Genomic DNA, 18,379 nt, shown 5'->3' on the forward strand with positions numbered 1-18,379 from the left:
TCAGAGTGGACGCTCCACGGGTTGGACCTTTGGCGAGAAAGGGCAGCACATGGCAGACACCAGGAACGCAACGGGAGGCGTGCGCTACACGCAGGCCGACGCAGGCTACTTCGAGAAACGGAGCCTGAAGCGATCCGCCGGCCTCTGGGGCCTCTGGGGGCTCGGGGTCGCCGCCGTCATCTCCGGCGACTTCTCCGGCTGGAACTTCGGCCTCGACTTCGCGGGATTCGGTGGCATGACGATCGCGTTCCTCGTCGTCACGCTGATGTACTTCGGGATGCTGTTCTCGATCGGCGAGATGTCCGCCGCGATGCCGCACACCGGCGGTGCCTACTCGTTCGCGCGCGGTGCAATGGGCCCCTGGGGCGGCCTGGTCACCGGACTCGCCGAGACGATCGAATACGTGGCGACGACCGCGGTGATCGTCTACTTCTCGGCGTCCTATCTCAACGGGATCACCGGCGTGCTCTTCGGCTTCGAGCTGCCGGGCCTGGTCTGGTGGGTGATCCTCTACGCGGTCTTCGTGGGCCTCAATGCGGCAGGTGCCGCGATCTCGTTCCGGTTCGCGCTCATCGTCGCCATCCTCTCCCTCGCCATCCTCGCGATCTTCGCGGTGATGGCGATCTTCTCCGGCGTCTGGAGCGCGGACAAGCTGTTCGACATCGCCCCCGACCCCGGGCAGTCGACGTTCCTGCCGCACGGGTTGCTCGGGGTGCTCTTCGCGCTGCCCTTCGCCATGTGGTTCTTCCTCGGTATCGAGGAGCTGCCGCTCGCCGCGGAGGAGGCCCACACCCCGGAGAAGGACATCCCGAAGGCCGGGATCACAGGCCTCATCACGCTGGTGATCAGCGGCGCGGTGGTGCTGATCCTGAACCCGGGCATCACCGGTTCCGAGGCGCTCGGCACGGCAGGCGAACCGCTCCTCGACGGATTCCGCGCGATGGTGCCGGAGAGCCTCGCGGCGGTGCTGTCCCTCTTCGCGCTCATCGGTCTGCTCGCCTCGCTGCAGGGGATCATGTTCGCCTACGGCCGGAACATGTACTCCCTATCCCGCGCCGGGTACTACCCGAAGTTCCTCTCTCTCACCGGGACGCGACAGACCCCGTGGGTCGCGCTCGTCGTCGGCGCCGTGATCGGTCTGATCGGCCTGATCATCGTCGACGCGACGGGTGGGGCTGAAGGCACGGCCGGCGCCGTGATCCTGAACATCGCGGTCTGGGGCGCGGTGCTCGCCTACCTGCTCCAGATGGTGTCGTTCGTGCTGCTGCGCCGGAAGTTCCCGAACGCGGTCCGCCCGTACCGGAGCCCGTGGGGCGTGCCCGGCGCGGTGGTCGCCGGAGCGATCGCGCTGATCATCTTCGTCGGCCTCGCGATCAACCCCGCGTTCTTCATCGCCATCGTCGCGATCGCGATCATCTACGCGATCGGCCTGGTGCTGTTCGCGCTCTGGGGCCGCAAGCAGCTGGTGCTGTCACCTGAGGAGGAGTACGCCGTCAGCGGTGGCCTGCACCGCGATCCGAAGACGGAGCACTACGGGGACTGACGCTCCTCGCCGCCGAGGGCATCCGGGTCGTGCGGGAGCACATCCGGATGCTCCGGCAATCCCTCGGCCTCCTCCATCTCGTCGATGAGCATCGAGGCGTGGTCGACGTTGTCGGAGCGGTGTGCCGCCCGGCCGATCATGTGGGCCGAGATCGGTGCGGTGACGAGCTGGAAGACGACCACCGGGGTGAGCACCAGCAGGGTCGACCAGCTCCGGGCGGCGAGCGCCACGGCGATCACGACCAGCAGCAGACCGAGGATCTGCGGCTTCGTGGCTGCGTGCATGCGGCTGAGGACGTCGGGGAATCTCAGCAGACCGGCTCCTGCCGCGAGCGACAGGAATGCACCGAGCACGAGCGCGATGCCGGCGGTGATGTCGAGCAGGGAATCGAAGGTCATTCGTCATCAGCTCCCACACGCTCGCGCCAGGCGACGTAGCGGGCGACCGTCACCGTCGCGAAGATCGCGGTGGTGGCGAGCACCAGCATCACCGGGACGGTGCGGGTGTGCCCGCTGAAGACCATCTCGGAGCCGACCGCCAGCATCAGGGTGGTCAGCAGCACGTCCGAGGCGATCATCCGGTCGAGGATCGACGGCCCGCGGACCACGCGGTACAGGGCGAGCAGCGCCCCGGCGGACAGCAGCACCATCACCAGCACGATCACGACGGTCATCCGTTCACCGCCCGGACGTCGTTCGCGTCGCCGAGGGCGAGCGCGATCCGCCGTTCGTATTCCAGCGTGTGGCGGCGGACCTTGGGGATGTCGTCGATGGAGCGGGTGCTGAGCGAGTGCAGATACAGGATCGAGTGCTCACGATCCACGTCCACCACGAGCGTGCCCGGGACCAGTGAGGTCGCCATCGACGTGAGGCTCAGGATGAGGTCCGAGTTGGTGCGCATGTGCACCGCCACGATCGACGGATGCGGGTCCCAGCGCGGGTTCAGCGCCTGGAACGCGACCTGGAACGACGCCACGAACAGGTCGGCGGCGAAGGTCAGCGCGAAGACGGCGAACCAGTACGGATTGAACCGGCCGGAGAGCGCCACCGGAGGGAGGTAGAAGACCCGCGTGACCGTGAACGCCACCACGACGCCCGTGAGCAGGGTGAGCCAGGAGATGGAGCCCCAGAGCAGCGCCCACAGCCCGACGAGCGCGACCACGAGGGGCAGCTGCAGCAGCAGCTCTTTGAGCAGCTCGCGCCGGTCGGACTTCACTGCGCAACCTCCTCGTCGATGATGTCGACGTAGGTGCGACCGCCGTACAGGTTGAAACCGGCCCGCTCGCTCATCGCATACAGCGGTCCAGCGAAGACGGTCAGCCCCACGCTGACGGCCACCATCCCTGCGGTGGCCGCGACCATCAATCCGGAGGTGTGCCGCCTGCCCTCCTCGCTGTAGCCCGCCGGGTTCTCCGCCAGCGAGTCTGCGATGGGCGAGCTGTAGGTCTCGACCTCCTCCGTCCGACGCCAGAAGGCGAGGTTCCAGACCCGCGCGAGCGCATACAGGGTGAGCAGCGAGACGAGTGCGCCGGCGCCGATCAGCACGTAGGCGAGCCAGCTGCCCTGCTCGGCGCTCGCGCGGAAGAGTCCGAGCTTGCCGATGAACCCGGAGAACGGCGGGATCCCCGCGAGGTTCAGCGCCGGCAGGAAGAAGAGCACCGCGACGACCGGCGAGGAGCGCAGCAGCCCGGCGAGCCGGTTGATGGAGGTGCTGCCGCCCTCCCGCTCGATGAGGCCGCTGGCGAGGAACAGCGTGGTCTGCACGACGATGTGGTGGGCGATGTAGAAGATCGCCGCGGTAACTCCGGCCTGCGTGCCCAGTCCGATGCCGAGGATCATGTATCCGATGTGACTGACCAGGGTGAACGAGAGCAGCCGTTTGATGTCCGCCTGCGCGACGGCGCCCAGGATGCCGACGAGCAGCGTGAGCAGCGCGACCACCAGGATCGGCTCGTTCAGCTCCTCCGTCGGGAACAGCACCGTCTCGGTGCGGATGATCGCATAGACGCCCACCTTCGTCAGCAGACCGGCGAACACCGCCGTCACCGGAGCCGGCGCCGTCGGGTAGGAGTCCGGCAGCCAGAACGACAGCGGGAACACGGCGGCCTTGATGCCGAACGCGATGAGCAGCATCAGGTGCAGGATCGTCTGCACCTCGATCGGCAGGTCCGCCAACCGGGCTGCGATGTGGGCGATGTTCACGGTGCCGGTGGCGCCGTAGATCATGGCGATCGCGGCGAGGAAGAGCAGCGACGAGATCAGGCTGACCACGATGTACGTCGACCCGGCACGGATGCGCGGCTCGGTGCCACCCAACGTGATCAGCACGTAGCTGGAGACGAGCAGGATCTCGAATCCGACATACAGGTTGAACAGGTCGCCCGCGACGAAGGCGTTGAACACCCCCGCCGCGAGCACCAGGTACGTCGGGTGATAGATGGAGATCGGCGTGTCCGTGGTGTCGCCGTCGGCGAGGCCCTGCCCGATCGAGAAGAGCAGCACGCCCAGCAGCACGATCGAGCTGATGAGCAGCATGAGGGCGCTCAGCCGGTCCACGACGAGGAGGATCCCGAACGGCGCATCCCAGCCGCCGACCTCCATCACCACGGCGGTGTCCGCATCGACGGCGAACAGCAGCACCGCGCTCAGCGCGAGCACGATCGACAGCGCCAGCACGCTCACGATCCGCTGGAGCCGTTCGCTCCGGCCGACGATGAGGGTGCCCGCGGCGGCGATCAGCGGAACCAGCACGACCAGTGGGACCACGAGGCTCATGAGTGCGCCCCTCGCCCCGGCGGGACCGCGGTGCCGCCCGGGTCCCCGCTGTCTGCCGCGTCGTCCGCCTGCTCCTCTTCCCGCTCCTCCAGCTCCCGCGGGAGTGACAGCGGGCCGGTGTCGATTCCGGGGTCCCCCGTCGGCTCGCGCGTGCGCTCCGCCGAGACGGCGACCGCCCCCCTGGCGACCGCGATGTCCTCTTCGTCGATCTCGAGGTCGTCCTCGCGGGCGAGGCGCCACGACCGGTAGATCAGCGCCATCATGAATGCGGAGACGGCGAAGGTGATGACGATCGCCGTGAGGATGAGCGCCTGCGGCAGCGGATCGGTCATGTCCGCGGCGTCGACGCCCTCCGTGACGATCGGCGCGAGACCCGCCCCGCCCGCCATGAGCAGGAGCAGCAGGTTGGTCGCGTTGCCGACCAGCAGGAAGCCCAGCAGCACCCGGGTCATGCTGCGTTCGAGCATCAGATAGATGCCGCAGGCGTACATCACGCCCATGGCGAGGAGGAGCACGAAGGAGATCGTCACGTGACCACTCCCCCCGTCGGCGCACCGCGGCGCTCGACCTGACGGTCCAGCTCCGCACCGAGGCTGCGGAGGACGTCCAGGACGAGTCCGACCACGACGAGGTAGACGCCGATGTCGAAGATCGTCGACGTGACGAACTCGACATGCCCGAACAGCCACACCTCCGCCTCCCACCAGGTGGAGGTCAGCGCATCGGCTCCGAAGAGCAGCGGCACGGCGGCCGTGCCGGTCGCGATGAGCAGGCCAGCACCGAGCACCTTGCCGGCATCGACGGGCGTCGCCGCGCCGAGCTCGAGACGCCCACCCGCCAGATAGCGCGCGACCAGGGCGAGCCCGGCGACGAGGCCGCCCGCGAAGCCGCCACCGGGCGCGTTGTGCCCGGCGAACAGCAGGTACACCGACACCACGATGATCGAGTGGAAGATCAGCCGGACGGCGACCTCCAGGATGATCGACCGCTCACGGGGGTCGACCAGGTCACCGGCGATCAGCCACGCCGGTCCCGCCGGGGCCGGCGTGCGGTCGCGCGACAGCCGGTCACGGATGCGGCGGCGGCTGCGCAGCGGACGCTCGGCCTCGTCGACCCGGCTGCGCAGGAAGATCAGGCTCGCGACGCCGGTCGCTGCGGCGAGCACCACACTCAGCTCACCCATCGTGTCCCAGCCCCGGATGTCGACGAGGATGACGTTCACCACGTTGGTGCCATGCCCGCCTTCCACCGCGAGGCGGGGCAGCGCTCCGGAGATGGGGTTCGCGATCCGGCTGCCGAGCGCCAGCGCGGCGACCACCATCATGACGAGCCCGACCAGTGCCGCCAGGACCGCGCGGACCTTGCGCCGTGTCGAGCCGTGTTTCGTGCCCAGCCGCGCGGGCAGCCGGCGGAGCACCAGCACGAATGCGACGAGCGTCACGGCCTCTACGAGCAGCTGGGTGAGGGCGAGATCGGGGGCGCCGTGGATGGCGAACACTCCCGACATCCCGAACCCGGTGACTCCCACCAGCAACGCTGCCTGAAACCGCCTGGACGCGACCGTCGCCGCGATCGACGCGATGATCATGAGCAGGGCGAACGTCAGCTGCCCGGGGCTGTCCCAGGCCACGATCGAGAGGGGCCAGTCCCGCACCAGGGCGAGGGCCGCGCCGACCGAGCCGATCAGCACCAGCAGGATCACGCCGAGATACCGCGGCAGGGAGCCGGTCTGGGTCACCGAGGTGATGCGCACGGCGGCCTGGTCGATCCCGCGCAGCGTCAGCCAGTACCCCTCGGACGCGCGGGGCATCGCCGGCGCCGCATCCTGCATCGCACCGACACGACGTCGCGACACGTGCAGCCCGATGCCCGCCGCGATCACGAGCGCCGAGATCCCGAGCGCCGGCTCGAGCCCGTGCCAGAGCGCGAGGTGATAGGCCTCGGGGGGCGCACCGCCGTGCCGGGCCGCGTCGCTGAACACGGGCAGCGCACCCGAGTAGCCCTGGACCCAGCCGTCGACCACGAATGCCAGCGGCCCGAAGACGAGGCCGCCCACCGCGAGCAGCGCAGGCACCACGACGAACAGTGGATCCCGGTGCGCGGGCTCGGTCCGCTGAACCTCCGGCTTCCGCGCGAAGGCGCCCCAGAGGAAGCGGAGGGTGTACGCCACCGTGAGCGCGCTTCCGATGGCGACCCCGACGAGCGCGACCCAGCCGAGCGGCGCCCCGGCGAGGGCGTCGGTCAGGAGCGACGTGAACACGGCCTCCTTCGCGACGAACCCCAGGGTGGGCGGGAGCCCAGCCATCGACGCGGCGGCGACGATGGCGACCGCTGCGAGCACCGGGGCGCTCCGCCCGAGGTCCGACAGCTTTCGCAGGTCGCGGGTGCCGGTCTGGTGATCGACAACGCCGACCACCAGGAACAGTGCCGCCTTGAACAGCGCGTGCGCCAGCAGCAGCGCGAGCGCGGCGAGGCCGACGTCACGGGTGCCGTACCCCGCCACGACGGTGAGGAACCCGAGCTGACTGACGGTGCCGTAGGCGAGCAGCAGCTTGAGGTCGTGCTGGCGGAGGGAGCGATAGGCGCCGAGGAGCATGGTGACCACGCCGAGCGCGACGAGCACGCTCCGCCACCCCGGCGACTCCGCGAAGCCTGGCGCCAGCCGGAGGAGCAGGTAGATCCCCGCCTTCACCATCGCGGCGGCGTGCAGGTAGGCGCTGACCGGCGTCGGCGCCGCCATCGCGGCAGGAAGCCAGAAGTGGAAGGGGGCGATCGCGGACTTCGAGACGGCGCCGACGAGCACCAGGAGGATCGCGACCGTGGGCAGCGTTCCGGTGGGCGCGGCATCGACGATCTCGCTGAGGCTCGCGGTGCCGGTGTGGACGACCAGCAGCACGAATCCGACGAGCATCACAAGGCCGCCGGCGGTGGTCACGAGCAGCGCCTGAAGCGCGGCGCCGCGGCTCGCCTTGCGCCCCGTGCTGTGCCCGATGAGCAGGTAGGAGAAGACGGTCGTCGCCTCCCAGAAGATGAAGAGCAGGAACACGTCGTCGGCGAGAACCAGCCCGTACATGGCGCCGGCGAAGGCCAGGAAGAACGCGGCGAAGCGGCCGAGGCCGTCCTCGTCGCGGGAGAAGTAGCGTGGGCAGTACAGCAGCACGAGCGTGCCGACCCCGGTGACGACGAGGGCGAGCACCCAGGACAGCACGTCGAGCCGGAGCGACAGCGCCAGCTGCAGCTCGGGGATCCAGCGCATCCGCTCCTCGACCGTGCCGCCGCCGAGGACGGCGCCTCCCGCGACGACCGCGTGGACGAAGGCGGCGAGCGGAACCACCGCGGCGATCCGGAAGACCGAGAGACCGGCGACCCTGACGAGCGGCCGGAGTACGATGGCGACGACGCCGAACATCGCCAGGAGGAGGAACATGGGGCCTCCTCGTCACGTCGGGCGATGGGGTGCTACGGCCTGGCGAGGATCGGTCGGCTGCGCGGTCGTGTCTTGGAAGTTTACCGAGCGGTGCCTGAACTACTGCTCATGAGGTCCGCCTCGCTCCCGGTACGTCGCCAGCAGGCTCAGCACCTGCGCAACCTGCGGCGGACCGCCGACCCGGTGTGCGGCGAGGGTTCGCCCGGTGCCGCACTTGAGGCCGAGGTCGCCGGCGCCCAGCGCGGCGAACGCGTCCTCGTCCGTGACGTCGTCGCCCGCGAAGAACACGGCATCCGCCTTGGTGTAGCGGCGGAGGTGCTCCACCGCCTCACCCTTCGTGGTGGAGCGCACCGCGAACTCCAGCACGTTCTTGCCCTCGCGGATCTTCAGGTCGTCGAGCTCAGCCTGCGTCTCGCTGAGGGCGACGAGGTGAGCGACCCGGCTGTTGTGCTCGCTGGCAAGCCTGGTGTGCAGGGCGAACCCAGCCGGCTTCTCCTCCAGCCACACGTTGTCGAACGAGTCGGCGACCTCTTCGAGCACCTCGTTCAGCAGCTCACGTCGCTCCTCCTCCTCGGCGTCCAGCACGAACGCGTCGTCCGGATTGTCCAGACGGATCTCGATGCCGTGCGAGCCGATGAGGAGGGCGTTGTCCGGCAGGCCAGAGACGTGCTCGAGGCTCGCGAGCGAACGCCCGGAGATCAGGGCGACGCGGGTGGATGACAGCGCGAGCAGGCGCAGCACCGCCTCCCGGGCCTCCGGGAGCGCGCGCGCCCGCTCCGGATTGTCGACCTCGGGCGCCAGCGTGCCGTCGAAGTCGAGCGCGACGAGCAGCCGCCGCACCCTCGCCAGTTCCCTGAGGTCGCCGACCAGCGCCTCGGGCAGTCCCGCCTCGGTCACTTCGCCCCTGACTCCCCGAGCTCCGCGAGGAAGCGGCTCGACCACTTCGACACGTCGTTCGCCATCACCCGCTTGCGCATGCCCCGCATCCGGCGACGCCGCTCCGGCTCCGGCATCTCCACCGCCCGCATCATGGCGGCCTTCAGCCCGTCGATGTCATGCGGGTTGATGAGGAGCGCATGCTTCAGCTCGTCGGAGGCCCCGGCGAACTCGCTCAGCACCAGGATCCCGTCCTCGTCGTAGCGGCTCGCGACGTACTCCTTGGCGACCAGGTTCATGCCGTCACGCAGCGCGGTGACCAGCATGACGTCGGCGGCCAGATACAAGGCAGCCATCTCCTCCCGCGGGTACCCGTGGTGCAGGTAGCTGATCGCCTGATGCCCGATGGAGCTGTAGTCCCCGTTGATCCGGCCGACCGTCAGCTCCACCTCATCCCGCAGCAGCCGATACGTCTCGACCCGCTCGCGACTGGGGCTCGCCACCTGCACGAGCACCACATCACCGACCTGGAGCTCACCGTCTCCGAGCAGCTCGCCGTAGGCCTTCAGCCGGTGGGCGATGCCCTTCGTGTAGTCGAGCCGGTCGACACCCAGCATGACGACCCGCGGGTTCCCGAGATCGGCGCGGATCTGCCGCGCGCGCTCCTGCACTTCGGGCAGCCGGGCCATCGACTCGTAGCTGGCCGAGTCGATCGAGATGGGGAATGCCTTCGCCGTCACCAGACGCTCGCCGTCCCCTTCCGGAACACGGATCTCGCCGGTCTTCGTCTGATGGCCGAGCAGCCGTCGGACGGCGCGCTGGAAGTTGCCGGCGTCCGCGGGTCGCTGGAAGCCCAGCACGTCGGCGCCGAGGAGGCCATCGACGATCTGCGTGCGCCACGGCAGCTGGGAGTAGATGCCGTACGGCGGGAACGGGATGTGGTTGAAGAAGCCGATGGTGAGGTCGGGGCGCGCCTCGCGGAGCAGCCTGGGCACAAGCTGGAGCTGGTAGTCGTGCACCCAGACGGTCGCACCGTCCGCGGCAGCCCCGGCCGCCGCCTCGGCGAACCGGCGGTTGACCTCCACGTAGCTCTCCCACCACAGCCGGTGATAGCGCGGCGGCGCGATGACGTCGTGGTAGAGCGGCCACAGCGTGTCGTTGCTGAACCCCTCGTAGTACTGCTCGACCTCGATCGCACTGAGAGAAACCGGGATGAGGTGCACGCCGTCGGAGTCGAACGGCTCGAACTCGAGGCCGGGCTGCCCGACCCAGCCCACCCAGGCGGCGTCGGCCTGCCGCATCACCGGCTGGAGTGCGGTCACGAGCCCCCCTGGGGACGTCTGCCAGCTCGCGTCGCCCTTGCGGTCGACCACGCGGTCCACGGGAAGCCGGTTGGACACGACGACAAGGTCGTACGATGCGTCGGCCATGGCGCCCACGGTATCAGCCGGTGTCGTGCGCCGGCCCGGAGTCCAGGATCGGCACCTGCACCACCCGGCGGTCCGGCGTCAAGAGCGGCGGCGCAACCCTCGGTGTTCCCCGGTCTTTTGCAATCTGACGCACAGGAGGCGGGCATAGGGTCGGACGAATGATCCGCGTTGGCATGAGCACCTCCTGCGTCTATCCACTCGGCGCCGAGCACGCATTCCGGATGTCGCATCTGGCCGGATTCGACGGCGTGGAGATCATGGTGACCGGGGAGGATCTGACCCGGGATGCCCCGCGGCTTCGCGAGATGAGCGAGCGCTACGAGCAGCCGATCCTGTCGATCCACGCACCCGTGCTCTTGCTGACCCCCTTCGTCTGGGGCCGGGACCCGCAGGGCAAGCTCGAGCGCGCGGCAGAGCATGCCGCGGCGGTCGGCGCGCCGAGCGTGGTGGTGCATCCGCCATTCCGCTGGCAGGCCAGCTACGCCCGCGACTTCCTCTCCATCGTGCGGAAGACCGCGAGAAACCACGACGTCGAGATCGCGGTCGAGAACATGTTCCCGTGGAAGATGGCGAAGCAGAGCCTCCGGGCGTACGCCCCGAGTCCTGATCCGACCCAGATGGACTGCGACGCGATGACCCTCGACTTCTCGCACGCCTCGCTGGCCGGCCGCGATTCGCTGGAGCTCGCGATGGCCATGGGCTCGAGGCTCCGGCATGTGCATCTGTGCGACGGGTCCGGCTCACTGGACGAGGGGAAGATCTTCGACCAGCACCTCGTTCCCGGAGTCGGCACCGAGCCGGTCGCGGAGGTGCTCGAGTACCTCGCACGTGAGAACTGGGACGGCTCGGTCGTCGCCGAGATCAACACCCGGAAGGTGCGCAACGAGGAGCAGCGCCTGGCCCTGCTCGGACAGACGCTCGCATTCGCACGGGCGAAGCTGTCACAGGAGCCGCCGGTGCAGCGGACCCGCGCTCCGCGGCCGCTGAAGCGCTCGTTCCAGGGCAAGCAGGCCTCGTAGCGCCTCCGAATTCACGCATTTCGCATTCAGCGGACATTCAGCTGATGCCGATGTGCTTGGCTTGGCCCGACGGGGCGGGAACACCGGTCCTCCCCCACGCCGCGAGGAGACATCATGCGCAAGATCCTGTTCAACAGCGCCATCATCAGCGCCCTCATCGGCGCGTTCAACGTCATCGGCGTCACCCGCAAGGGTCCACGCGACTGGCGCCTCATTCTGATGTGGATCTCGTGGGCGGCGACCACCGCGATCGCGGTGGGCACGATCGTGAAGCAAGCCAGCGACAAGGACGACCAGCTCGAGTTCTGACCCGTCACCGAACTCTGGGCGTGTGGTGAACTTCGGCTGTACGAAGGTGCTCCGCGGCTAGGGTCGGATCATGGCAGAGAACCTCCCCGAAACCACGGACAGCGCCTTCGGCCCTGGCGTCACCGCCGCCATCGACGGGGTCGCCAGAAGCCACGCCGGCCATCCGCTGGACGAGATCATCGCCGTGCTGCGTGAGGCCATCGGCCAGGTGGACCCGAAAGCGCCGGACACCATCCCCCCGCACCGGTTGCGGGATATCGCACAGTCGATCTCCGACGACCACCACCGCCCGTGGCGGCCCTGACTTCAGGGGCACGTGAAGCACTGAGGAGGAATCCCGCATGACCGAGAACCAGAACGACCAGAGCTCCGGCGGCGCCGGCGAGGAGGGCACGATCCCGGAGTCGGAGACCGGCCTCGCGGTGAACGTCGCGGACGGCTCAGGCACGACGTTCGAGCCGGAGGAAGACCCATCGGGCGCTGCCACTCCCGGCGAGGACGCCGACGGCAAGCCACGCCCCGACTCGCACAACGCAGAGACCAACGAGGACACCGTGTCTGGAGGACCGGCATGAGCGACGACAAGGACTACGGCTTCGCCGCAGGCGAGCACAACAGCGGCGAGTACGTCTCGGAGGCCGACAAGGCCCAGCCGGGCATCAGCGGCTGGCAGGGCGGCGTGCAGGATCAGAGCGAGACCGACGGCGAAGCGGTCGACGAGGACGAGCCCGCCGTCGAGTAGTCAGATCGCGAAGAGCTCCCAGCTCACCGACACCGTCTCGCCCGCCTCGAGCCGGATCACATCGGTGCCGGAGTTGAGCGCGCCCGGCGGGCACGTCATCGGCTCGACCGCCAAGCCGATCCGGCTCGACTCGGGTGCCTCCGGCAGATCGCCGGTGTGCACCTGCACCCATGGCGAGTCGGCGCCGAACCGCATGCCTGCACCCTGGCCGCTCGCCGGGTCGATCACCCTGACCGTCGCGACGCCGGCCGCGTCCCGGGCGATGCCGGTGTAGGCGTTGTCGAGGAACGTCCCCCCGACGTTCCGCCGGGCCCGGAAGTCGAAGGCCCCGCCGTCCGCGCCGACGTCGACGACATCGACCGGCACCAGCCGGTCTTCGGTCACCGTCTGCACCTGCGCGGCCGGCACCTCGAGGGCCCAGTCGTCGACGAGCCCCGGGCCGGCGACCAGATACGGATGCGGTCCGGCGCCGAAGGGGGCTGGGCGCGAGCCGAGGTTCGTGCCCGACACCGACCAGCTCAGCCCCGTGTCCGCGAGTTCGAAGGTGACGGTCAGCGAGATGCGGTGGGGATAACCGGCCTGCGGCTGCACCGTGGCGGTGAGCACCAGCCGGCTCGCGGTGTGCTCCACTCGCCGGAACTCGAGCCACGACGCAAGCCCGTGCAGCGCGTGCCCGCGCTTCGGCTCCGTGATGCTCAGCTGCAGGTCCTCCCCGCCCCACCGGTACCGGCCGTCGAGGACCCGGTTCGGCCACGGCGCGAGGGTCGCCCCACGGTAATACGGTCGCAGCTCGTCCGCCTCGAACGGGACCACGAGGTTGCGGTCGCCGAAGGTGAGCATCCGCAGCGTGGCGCCCACGCCGGCCACGACCGCTCGGTAGCCGAAGCCCGAGATCTCGTACTGCTCGCCACTCATCGGCGTCTCGCTGGCCGGTTCGCGCTCGTCGCCCACGGAACTCCTCTCGATCCGGTTCACCGTACCGTGAGCGTCCAGATGGCCGGCAATCCTTCCGCATGCGGAAAGAATGGCCGATCTTTCCGCGCACTCGGCCCGCACGTCGCCCACGGTGGTCCTCACACTCGAAGAACCACCGATTGCGAAGGACACCGATGACATCTCCCAGCCTCGTCCGCGCTTCCGCCTCCACCGCACCGGACTTCGCCGACACCGCCGTGGTCGAGTGGGTGCAGCAGATCGCGGAGACAACTCGTCCGGAGCGCGTCGTCTGGTGCGACGGCTCCGTCCGGGAGCGCGATGAGCTGCTCCGCGGGCTTGTGCGCACCGGCACGCTGCTGCAGGTCAACCCCGATCTCCGGCCCTACAGCTTCGTCGCCCGCAGCCACCCGGAGGACGTCGCACGGGTGGAGGACCGCACCTTCCTCTGCACCGAGCGCAAGGCGGATGCCGGACCGACGAACAACTGGGAGGAGCCGGCACGGATGCGCGCCCGCCTCGACGAGCTGTTTCAGGGCAGCATGCGAGGCCGAACCCTCTACGTGGTCCCGTTCTCGATCGGTCCGATCGGATCCCCGCTCGCCAGGCTGGGGGTGCAGGTCACCGACTCACCGTACGTCGTCGTGAGCATGGGGATCATGACCCGGATGGGCGCCGACGCGCTTCGCGCGATCCGGCCGGACACCACCTGGGTGCGCGCCGCGCACACGGTCGGCTGCCCGCTCGAGCCCGGTCAGGCCGACACCCCGTGGCCGTGCAACGCCACCAAGTACATCTCCCACTTCCCCGAGTCGCGCGAGATCTGGTCCTACGGCTCGGCGTACGGCGGAAACGCGCTGCTGGCCAAGAAGTCGTTCGCGCTGCGCATCGCGTCCGTGCTGGCACGCGACGAGGGATGGCTGGCCGAGCACATGCTCATCCTGAAGCTGACCTCGCCGGACGGGAAGGTGTTCCACCTCGCGGCCGCGTTCCCGAGCGCCTGCGGCAAGACGAATCTCGCGATGCTGCAGCCGACCCTGCCCGGCTGGAGCGTCGAGACCATCGGCGACGACATCGCCTGGATGCGCGTCGACGAACTCGGCCGCCTCCGCGCCATCAACCCCGAGGCGGGGTTCTTCGGCGTCGCGCCGGGCACGAGCACCGCCACGAATCCCGTCGCGATGGACACCATGTGGGGCAACACCATCTTCACCAACGTCGCGATGCGCGAGGACGGCGACGTCTGGTGGGAAGGCATGACCACGACGCCGCCGAGCGGCCTCGTCGACTGGCAGGGCACCCCGTGGACTCCTGCGTCGGGGCGGCCCGCCGCGCATCCCAACGCGCGCTTCACCGTCGCGGCCCGGCAATGCCCGACGATCGCGAGCGACTGGGAGGACCCCGCAGGCGTGGTCATCGACGCGATCGTCTTCGGCGGGCGCCGCGCCTCCAACGTGCCGCTCGTCGTGGAGGCGAAGAGCTGGGAGCACGGCGTCTTCCTCGGCGCCACCATCTCCTCGGAGCGGACCGCCGCCTCGGGCGGCACGGCCGGGGAGCTCGAGCGCGACCCGTTCGCCATGAGAGCGTTCTGCGGCTACAACATGGCCGACTACTTCGGGCACTGGCTGGAGATCGGCAAGACGATGCGGGCGCGCGGTGGCGTTCCGCGGATGTTCCAGGTCAACTGGTTCCGGAAGGACGACGACGGCAGCTTCCTGTGGCCCGGGTTCGGCGAGAACATCCGCGCCCTCGCCTGGATGACCGAGCGTATCCGGGGCGTGGTCCGCGCACGCGACACCGCACTGGGCCTCATGCCGCTGGACGGCGACGTGAACCTCGACGGCACCGGCGTGGACGCCGGCACGTGGGCCAAGCTGAATGCCATCGACCTCGACCGGTGGCGAGCGGAGGCGGACAGCATCGAGCGGTTCTTCGCTACGTTCGGCGGGCGCGTGCCCGAGGCGTTGTACCGCCAGCTCCACCGCCTGCGCGACGCGCTGGGCGATCCGGCCCTGGAGGAATGGACCGACCAGGTTCGCGGCGCGGCCTGAGCCGAGAACGCTCCGGCCTGCTTCTGCCGGGCCGCGCGGGCCTCAGGCGTAGAGCTCCGGGCGCCGGTCGTGGAAGACGTCGTTCCGTTCGCCGATCTTCGTGCGGGTGGGCGACAGCGAGACCGTCACGTCGAGGACGCCGTCGCCGTTCTTCCGGCCGACCAGCCAGCCGTCCGAGCCGACCGCCGCCGTGCCCTCGGTCCATTCGCTGCCGCGCTCGGCGCCCCGCCGGTCGCAGCACAGGATCGGGATGGCGGATGCGCGGGCGGCCGCCATCGCCTGGATCACCTCCGGCGGATGCTCGCCGTCCGGCCGGGGCACCAGCGGCCAGTTCGTCGGGACGGCGATCAGGTCCGCGCCGGCGAGCGCGAGACGACGCGGCATCTCGGGGAACTCCAGGTCGTAGCAGATGAGCAGGCCCAGCCGGCCGACCGGCGTGTCCACGATCGGCGGTGCGAGATCCCCCGGCCGGAAGAGGTCAGCCTCCGCGTCCCACAGGTGCGTCTTCCGGTAGACGCCCGCGACCCCGGCCGCTGTGATCACGGCCGCACTGTTGAACAGCACGCCACCATGCCGCTCCACGAAACCCGTGACGAGCACGCCGTCCGGCGGCAGGATCCGCGCCCATCGCGCGAAGTGCGGGGCATCGAGCTGGAACGCGCACGCCTGCGCTTCCTCCGGCGTCAGGTAGTACCCGCTCGTCGCGAGCTCGGGCAGCACCAGCAGCCGCACGCCCGAGGCGACCGCATCGGCGATCGACGCCTCGATGACCGCGAGATTCCGCTCCAGCTCACCCGCCACCGGCGCGAGCTCGTGGCATCTCGCGCGGATCGACCGAGCGCGCGGGTCGTCCTCGGGGGTCGGTGTGCTCACCTCTGCACCCTAGACGGCGGAGGCCGGTTCCCGATCGGCCGGCCTCTCCCCCGCTGATTCCGCCGCCAGCCGGTCCAGCCGCAGCGTCGCGGTCGCCTTGTGCGCCGCCATCCCCTCCGACTCCGAGATCACCTCGACGGCCGTCGCCAGCTGCGGCGTCGCCTCCTTGGCGATCTTCTGATAGGTCAGCGGCTTCACGAACCTGCTCACCGACAGGCCGGCGCTGTGCTTCGCTCCACCCGCGGTCGGCAGCACGTGATTGGTGCCGGCCATCCCCTTGTCGGAGTACGCGACGGTGCTCCACGCGCCGAGGAAGAGGGACCCGTAGTTGCGGAGGCGGCTGTGGTACCAGTCGTCATCGGCGGTGAGCAGCTCCAGATGCTCGGGCGCGAGGTCGTCCATCAGCGTCGCGGCGGTCTCGCGGTCGTCGGCCACAGTGATGGAGCCGTAATCGCGCCACGCAGGCCCGGCGATGCTCGCGGTGGCGAGCGTCTCGAGCTGTCGGTCCACCTCGGTGAGCACCGCGCGGGCCAGCACCTCGGAGGTCGTCACGAGGGCGGCGGGCGAGTTCGGACCGTGCTCCGCCTGACCGAGGAGGTCTGCGGCGACGAGCACCGGATCCGCAGTGTCATCGGCGAGGACTGCGACCTCGGACGGCCCCGCGAGCAGATCGATGGCCACGGTGCCGAAGAGCTGCCGCTTCGCCTCGGCGACGAACGCGTTGCCGGCGCCGACCAGCATGTCGACGGGAAGATCGGCGACCAGGCCGTACGCCATGGCGGCGAGCGCCTGCACACCGCCAAGCACGAACACGCGGTCGACGCCCGAGAGGTGCGCGGCGTAGAGCACCGCATCGTTCGCCGACCCGTCCGGCTGCGGCGGGGTGCACGCGACGACCGCGGGCACGCCCGCCTCCTTCGCGACCCCGACCGTCATGAACGCGCTGGCGGTGAGCGGGAAACGGCCGGCAGGCAGGTACGCGCCGACACGCGCCACCGGCACGTACCGGACGCCGGTCACCAGTCCCGGGATCGGCTCGGTCTCGAAGTCCACCATGCGGCGCCGCTGCTCTCCCGCGAAGGCTCTGGTGCGCTCGCTGCCGAGTTCGATCGCCTCGCGGAGAGCCGGGTCGAGCCGGCCGCCGCTCGCGGCGATCGTCGCGGCATCGAGCTCGATGTCGCGGCCGTCCCAGCGGTCGAGCTTGCTCGCGTACTCGAGCACGGCATCCATGCCGCGCTGCTGGATGTCCAGCAGCATCTCCGAGACGGTCCGCACGACCGCCGGCTCGCGTTGCGCCGCCGGGGCGTTCACGAGCGGCGTCTTGACGAAGGAGAAGCGTCCGTCGAGCTGTGCGAGGACCGCGGGCGAGTAGAGCATGCGGGGAAGCCTAAGAGGCGCATCGCCGAAGGACAAGGCGCCCGAAGCAAGCGTCAGCCATAGGCTTTCCCTATGACAACGATCACGCAGCTCCGCGCGTTCCTCGCGGCGAGCACGTCCGGCTCCTTCAGCGCGGCCGGGCGGGAGCTCGGCCTCACACAGCCGACGGTGTCGGAGCTGGTGCGGAAGCTGGAAGTGGAGCATTCCCTCGATCTGTTCGTGCGCACCGGGCGGCGACTGATCCTCACGGCGGCCGGCGAGGAACTCTTCCCGTGGGCTCGCCGCGTCGTCGAGGGTGCGGACGGTGCGGATGAGGCGATGCGGTCCCTCCGCGGCATCGAGGGCGGCGTCGCGTCGTTCGGCGTGCTGCGGAACGCACCGTTCTACTTCCTCTCCGACCTCGCGGAGCGGTTCCATCAGAAGTACCCCAACGTGCGCACTCGGCTGGTGGGGCAGAACTCCGTCGAGGTGGCGGACGCGGTCCGCAGCGGAACCCTGGAGGCGGGACTCGTCGTGCTGCCCGTTCCGGATGAGGATCTCGATGTGCGCCCCCTCATGCGCGACGAGGTCCTGTGGGCGAGCGCCGATCCTCGACGCACGTCGTCGCCCATGACGATCGCCGCGATCCCGGCGGCGCCGCTCATCCTCTACGACGCGTACTACGGCTGGACCGACCCGACCCGAAGGCAGCTCGCGGACCGGGCGCAGGCGGCGGGCGTGCGCCTGGAGCCGATGATCGAGGTCGAGAACATCGATTCCGCGCTCGGCCTTGTCGCTCGCGGGGTCGGCGACACGATCGTGTCGACCGCGGTCACCAGGCACGCCATGTTCCCGGCGGGCGTGACGACGACGCCGTTCGCCGAGCCGCTCTATGACGTGATCGCGCTGGTGACGCGGCGGAACGCCGTGCTCTCGCCGGTGACGGCGGAGCTCGCACGGATGGCGAGGCGGACGATCCTCCGGATGCGCGACGAGAGCGGCGTCGACGCTGCCATCGGGGAATCCGATACATAGCAAAGGTTGAT

The 18,379-nt window shown here is 69.7% G+C and carries 19 protein-coding genes; 8 read left to right on the forward strand and 11 right to left on the reverse strand.

Going from position 1 to position 18,379, the window contains the following annotated elements:
• Nucleotides 1-49 precede the first annotated feature (49 nt).
• Nucleotides 50-1,543: an amino acid permease gene (locus tag ACFFGH_RS26180; RefSeq protein ID WP_386673857.1), complete on the forward strand. Its 1,494-nt coding sequence runs from the start codon at nucleotides 50-52 to the stop codon at nucleotides 1,541-1,543.
• Here ACFFGH_RS26180 and mnhG read toward each other — a convergent pair.
• The 8 genes from mnhG to ACFFGH_RS26220 form a co-directional block, all read right to left on the reverse strand.
• Nucleotides 1,531-1,941 (reverse strand): monovalent cation/H(+) antiporter subunit G, encoded by a 411-nt coding sequence (gene mnhG / locus ACFFGH_RS26185; protein WP_386673859.1) that lies wholly within the window; start codon nucleotides 1,939-1,941, stop codon nucleotides 1,531-1,533. The genes ACFFGH_RS26180 and mnhG overlap by 13 nt on opposite strands.
• Complete coding sequence (locus tag ACFFGH_RS26190) at nucleotides 1,938-2,216, reverse strand: MrpF/PhaF family protein (protein WP_386673861.1); 279 nt, start codon at nucleotides 2,214-2,216, stop codon at nucleotides 1,938-1,940. Before ACFFGH_RS26190 ends, mnhG begins: the two co-directional genes overlap by 4 nt.
• The gene (locus ACFFGH_RS26195; protein WP_386673863.1) at nucleotides 2,213-2,758 is read right to left on the reverse strand and encodes a Na+/H+ antiporter subunit E; all 546 of its coding nucleotides are present in this window, start codon (nucleotides 2,756-2,758) and stop codon (nucleotides 2,213-2,215) included. Before ACFFGH_RS26195 ends, ACFFGH_RS26190 begins: the two co-directional genes overlap by 4 nt.
• Nucleotides 2,755-4,317 carry a Na+/H+ antiporter subunit D gene (locus ACFFGH_RS26200; protein WP_386673865.1) on the reverse strand — a complete coding sequence of 521 codons (1,563 nt, stop codon included), beginning with the start codon at nucleotides 4,315-4,317 and terminating at the stop codon, nucleotides 2,755-2,757. Before ACFFGH_RS26200 ends, ACFFGH_RS26195 begins: the two co-directional genes overlap by 4 nt.
• Nucleotides 4,314-4,847 carry a Na(+)/H(+) antiporter subunit C gene (locus ACFFGH_RS26205; RefSeq protein ID WP_386673867.1) on the reverse strand — a complete coding sequence of 178 codons (534 nt, stop codon included), beginning with the start codon at nucleotides 4,845-4,847 and terminating at the stop codon, nucleotides 4,314-4,316. Before ACFFGH_RS26205 ends, ACFFGH_RS26200 begins: the two co-directional genes overlap by 4 nt.
• The gene (locus tag ACFFGH_RS26210) at nucleotides 4,844-7,744 is read right to left on the reverse strand and encodes a Na+/H+ antiporter subunit A (RefSeq protein WP_386673869.1); all 2,901 of its coding nucleotides are present in this window, start codon (nucleotides 7,742-7,744) and stop codon (nucleotides 4,844-4,846) included. Before ACFFGH_RS26210 ends, ACFFGH_RS26205 begins: the two co-directional genes overlap by 4 nt.
• A 99-nt stretch (nucleotides 7,745-7,843) precedes the next feature.
• Nucleotides 7,844-8,641, reverse strand: a complete 798-nt coding sequence (gene otsB / locus ACFFGH_RS26215) for a trehalose-phosphatase (RefSeq protein WP_386673870.1) — start codon at nucleotides 8,639-8,641, stop codon at nucleotides 7,844-7,846.
• Nucleotides 8,638-10,050, reverse strand: coding sequence for an alpha,alpha-trehalose-phosphate synthase (UDP-forming) (locus ACFFGH_RS26220; protein WP_386673872.1), 1,413 nt, complete (start codon nucleotides 10,048-10,050; stop codon nucleotides 8,638-8,640). The genes otsB and ACFFGH_RS26220 overlap by 4 nt, the downstream gene beginning before the upstream one ends.
• A gap of 173 nt (nucleotides 10,051-10,223) precedes the next feature.
• Here ACFFGH_RS26220 and ACFFGH_RS26225 point away from each other — a divergent pair, with 173 nt between their 5' ends.
• The 5 genes from ACFFGH_RS26225 to ACFFGH_RS26245 all read left to right on the forward strand — a co-directional run bounded on the left by ACFFGH_RS26225 (nucleotide 10,224) and on the right by ACFFGH_RS26245 (nucleotide 12,120).
• Nucleotides 10,224-11,069, forward strand: coding sequence for a sugar phosphate isomerase/epimerase family protein (locus ACFFGH_RS26225; RefSeq protein ID WP_386673874.1), 846 nt, complete (start codon nucleotides 10,224-10,226; stop codon nucleotides 11,067-11,069).
• Between the two features lie 114 nt (nucleotides 11,070-11,183).
• A complete protein-coding gene (locus ACFFGH_RS26230) occupies nucleotides 11,184-11,378 on the forward strand; it encodes a hypothetical protein (RefSeq protein WP_386673876.1) in 195 nt (64 codons plus the stop codon).
• Nucleotides 11,379-11,448: 70 nt separating this feature from the next.
• Nucleotides 11,449-11,682 (forward strand): hypothetical protein, encoded by a 234-nt coding sequence (locus ACFFGH_RS26235; RefSeq protein ID WP_386673878.1) that lies wholly within the window; start codon nucleotides 11,449-11,451, stop codon nucleotides 11,680-11,682.
• A gap of 37 nt (nucleotides 11,683-11,719) precedes the next feature.
• Nucleotides 11,720-11,953, forward strand: coding sequence for a hypothetical protein (locus ACFFGH_RS26240; RefSeq protein ID WP_386673880.1), 234 nt, complete (start codon nucleotides 11,720-11,722; stop codon nucleotides 11,951-11,953).
• Complete coding sequence (locus tag ACFFGH_RS26245) at nucleotides 11,950-12,120, forward strand: hypothetical protein (protein WP_386673882.1); 171 nt, start codon at nucleotides 11,950-11,952, stop codon at nucleotides 12,118-12,120. The genes ACFFGH_RS26240 and ACFFGH_RS26245 overlap by 4 nt, the downstream gene beginning before the upstream one ends.
• On the opposite strand, the gene ACFFGH_RS26250 is transcribed toward ACFFGH_RS26245, so the two are convergent.
• Complete coding sequence (locus ACFFGH_RS26250) at nucleotides 12,121-13,071, reverse strand: aldose 1-epimerase family protein (RefSeq protein ID WP_386673884.1); 951 nt, start codon at nucleotides 13,069-13,071, stop codon at nucleotides 12,121-12,123. It lies immediately after the preceding gene.
• A gap of 158 nt (nucleotides 13,072-13,229) precedes the next feature.
• Here ACFFGH_RS26250 and ACFFGH_RS26255 point away from each other — a divergent pair, with 158 nt between their 5' ends.
• On the forward strand, nucleotides 13,230-15,104 hold the full coding sequence (locus tag ACFFGH_RS26255) for a phosphoenolpyruvate carboxykinase (GTP) (RefSeq protein ID WP_386673886.1): 1,875 nt from the start codon (nucleotides 13,230-13,232) through the stop codon (nucleotides 15,102-15,104).
• A gap of 42 nt (nucleotides 15,105-15,146) precedes the next feature.
• Here ACFFGH_RS26255 and ACFFGH_RS26260 read toward each other — a convergent pair whose 3' ends face one another.
• Nucleotides 15,147-15,977 carry a nitrilase-related carbon-nitrogen hydrolase gene (locus ACFFGH_RS26260; protein ID WP_386673888.1) on the reverse strand — a complete coding sequence of 277 codons (831 nt, stop codon included), beginning with the start codon at nucleotides 15,975-15,977 and terminating at the stop codon, nucleotides 15,147-15,149.
• Nucleotides 15,978-15,986: 9 nt separating this feature from the next.
• A complete protein-coding gene (hisD, locus tag ACFFGH_RS26265) occupies nucleotides 15,987-17,354 on the reverse strand; it encodes a histidinol dehydrogenase (RefSeq protein ID WP_386673890.1) in 1,368 nt (455 codons plus the stop codon).
• Between the two features lie 72 nt (nucleotides 17,355-17,426).
• Here hisD and ACFFGH_RS26270 point away from each other — a divergent pair, with 72 nt between their 5' ends.
• The gene (locus ACFFGH_RS26270) at nucleotides 17,427-18,368 is read left to right on the forward strand and encodes a LysR family transcriptional regulator (RefSeq protein WP_386673892.1); all 942 of its coding nucleotides are present in this window, start codon (nucleotides 17,427-17,429) and stop codon (nucleotides 18,366-18,368) included.
• The last annotated feature ends 11 nt before the right edge of the window (nucleotides 18,369-18,379 follow it).

It is taken from the genome of Lysobacter korlensis, from assembly GCF_042434515.1.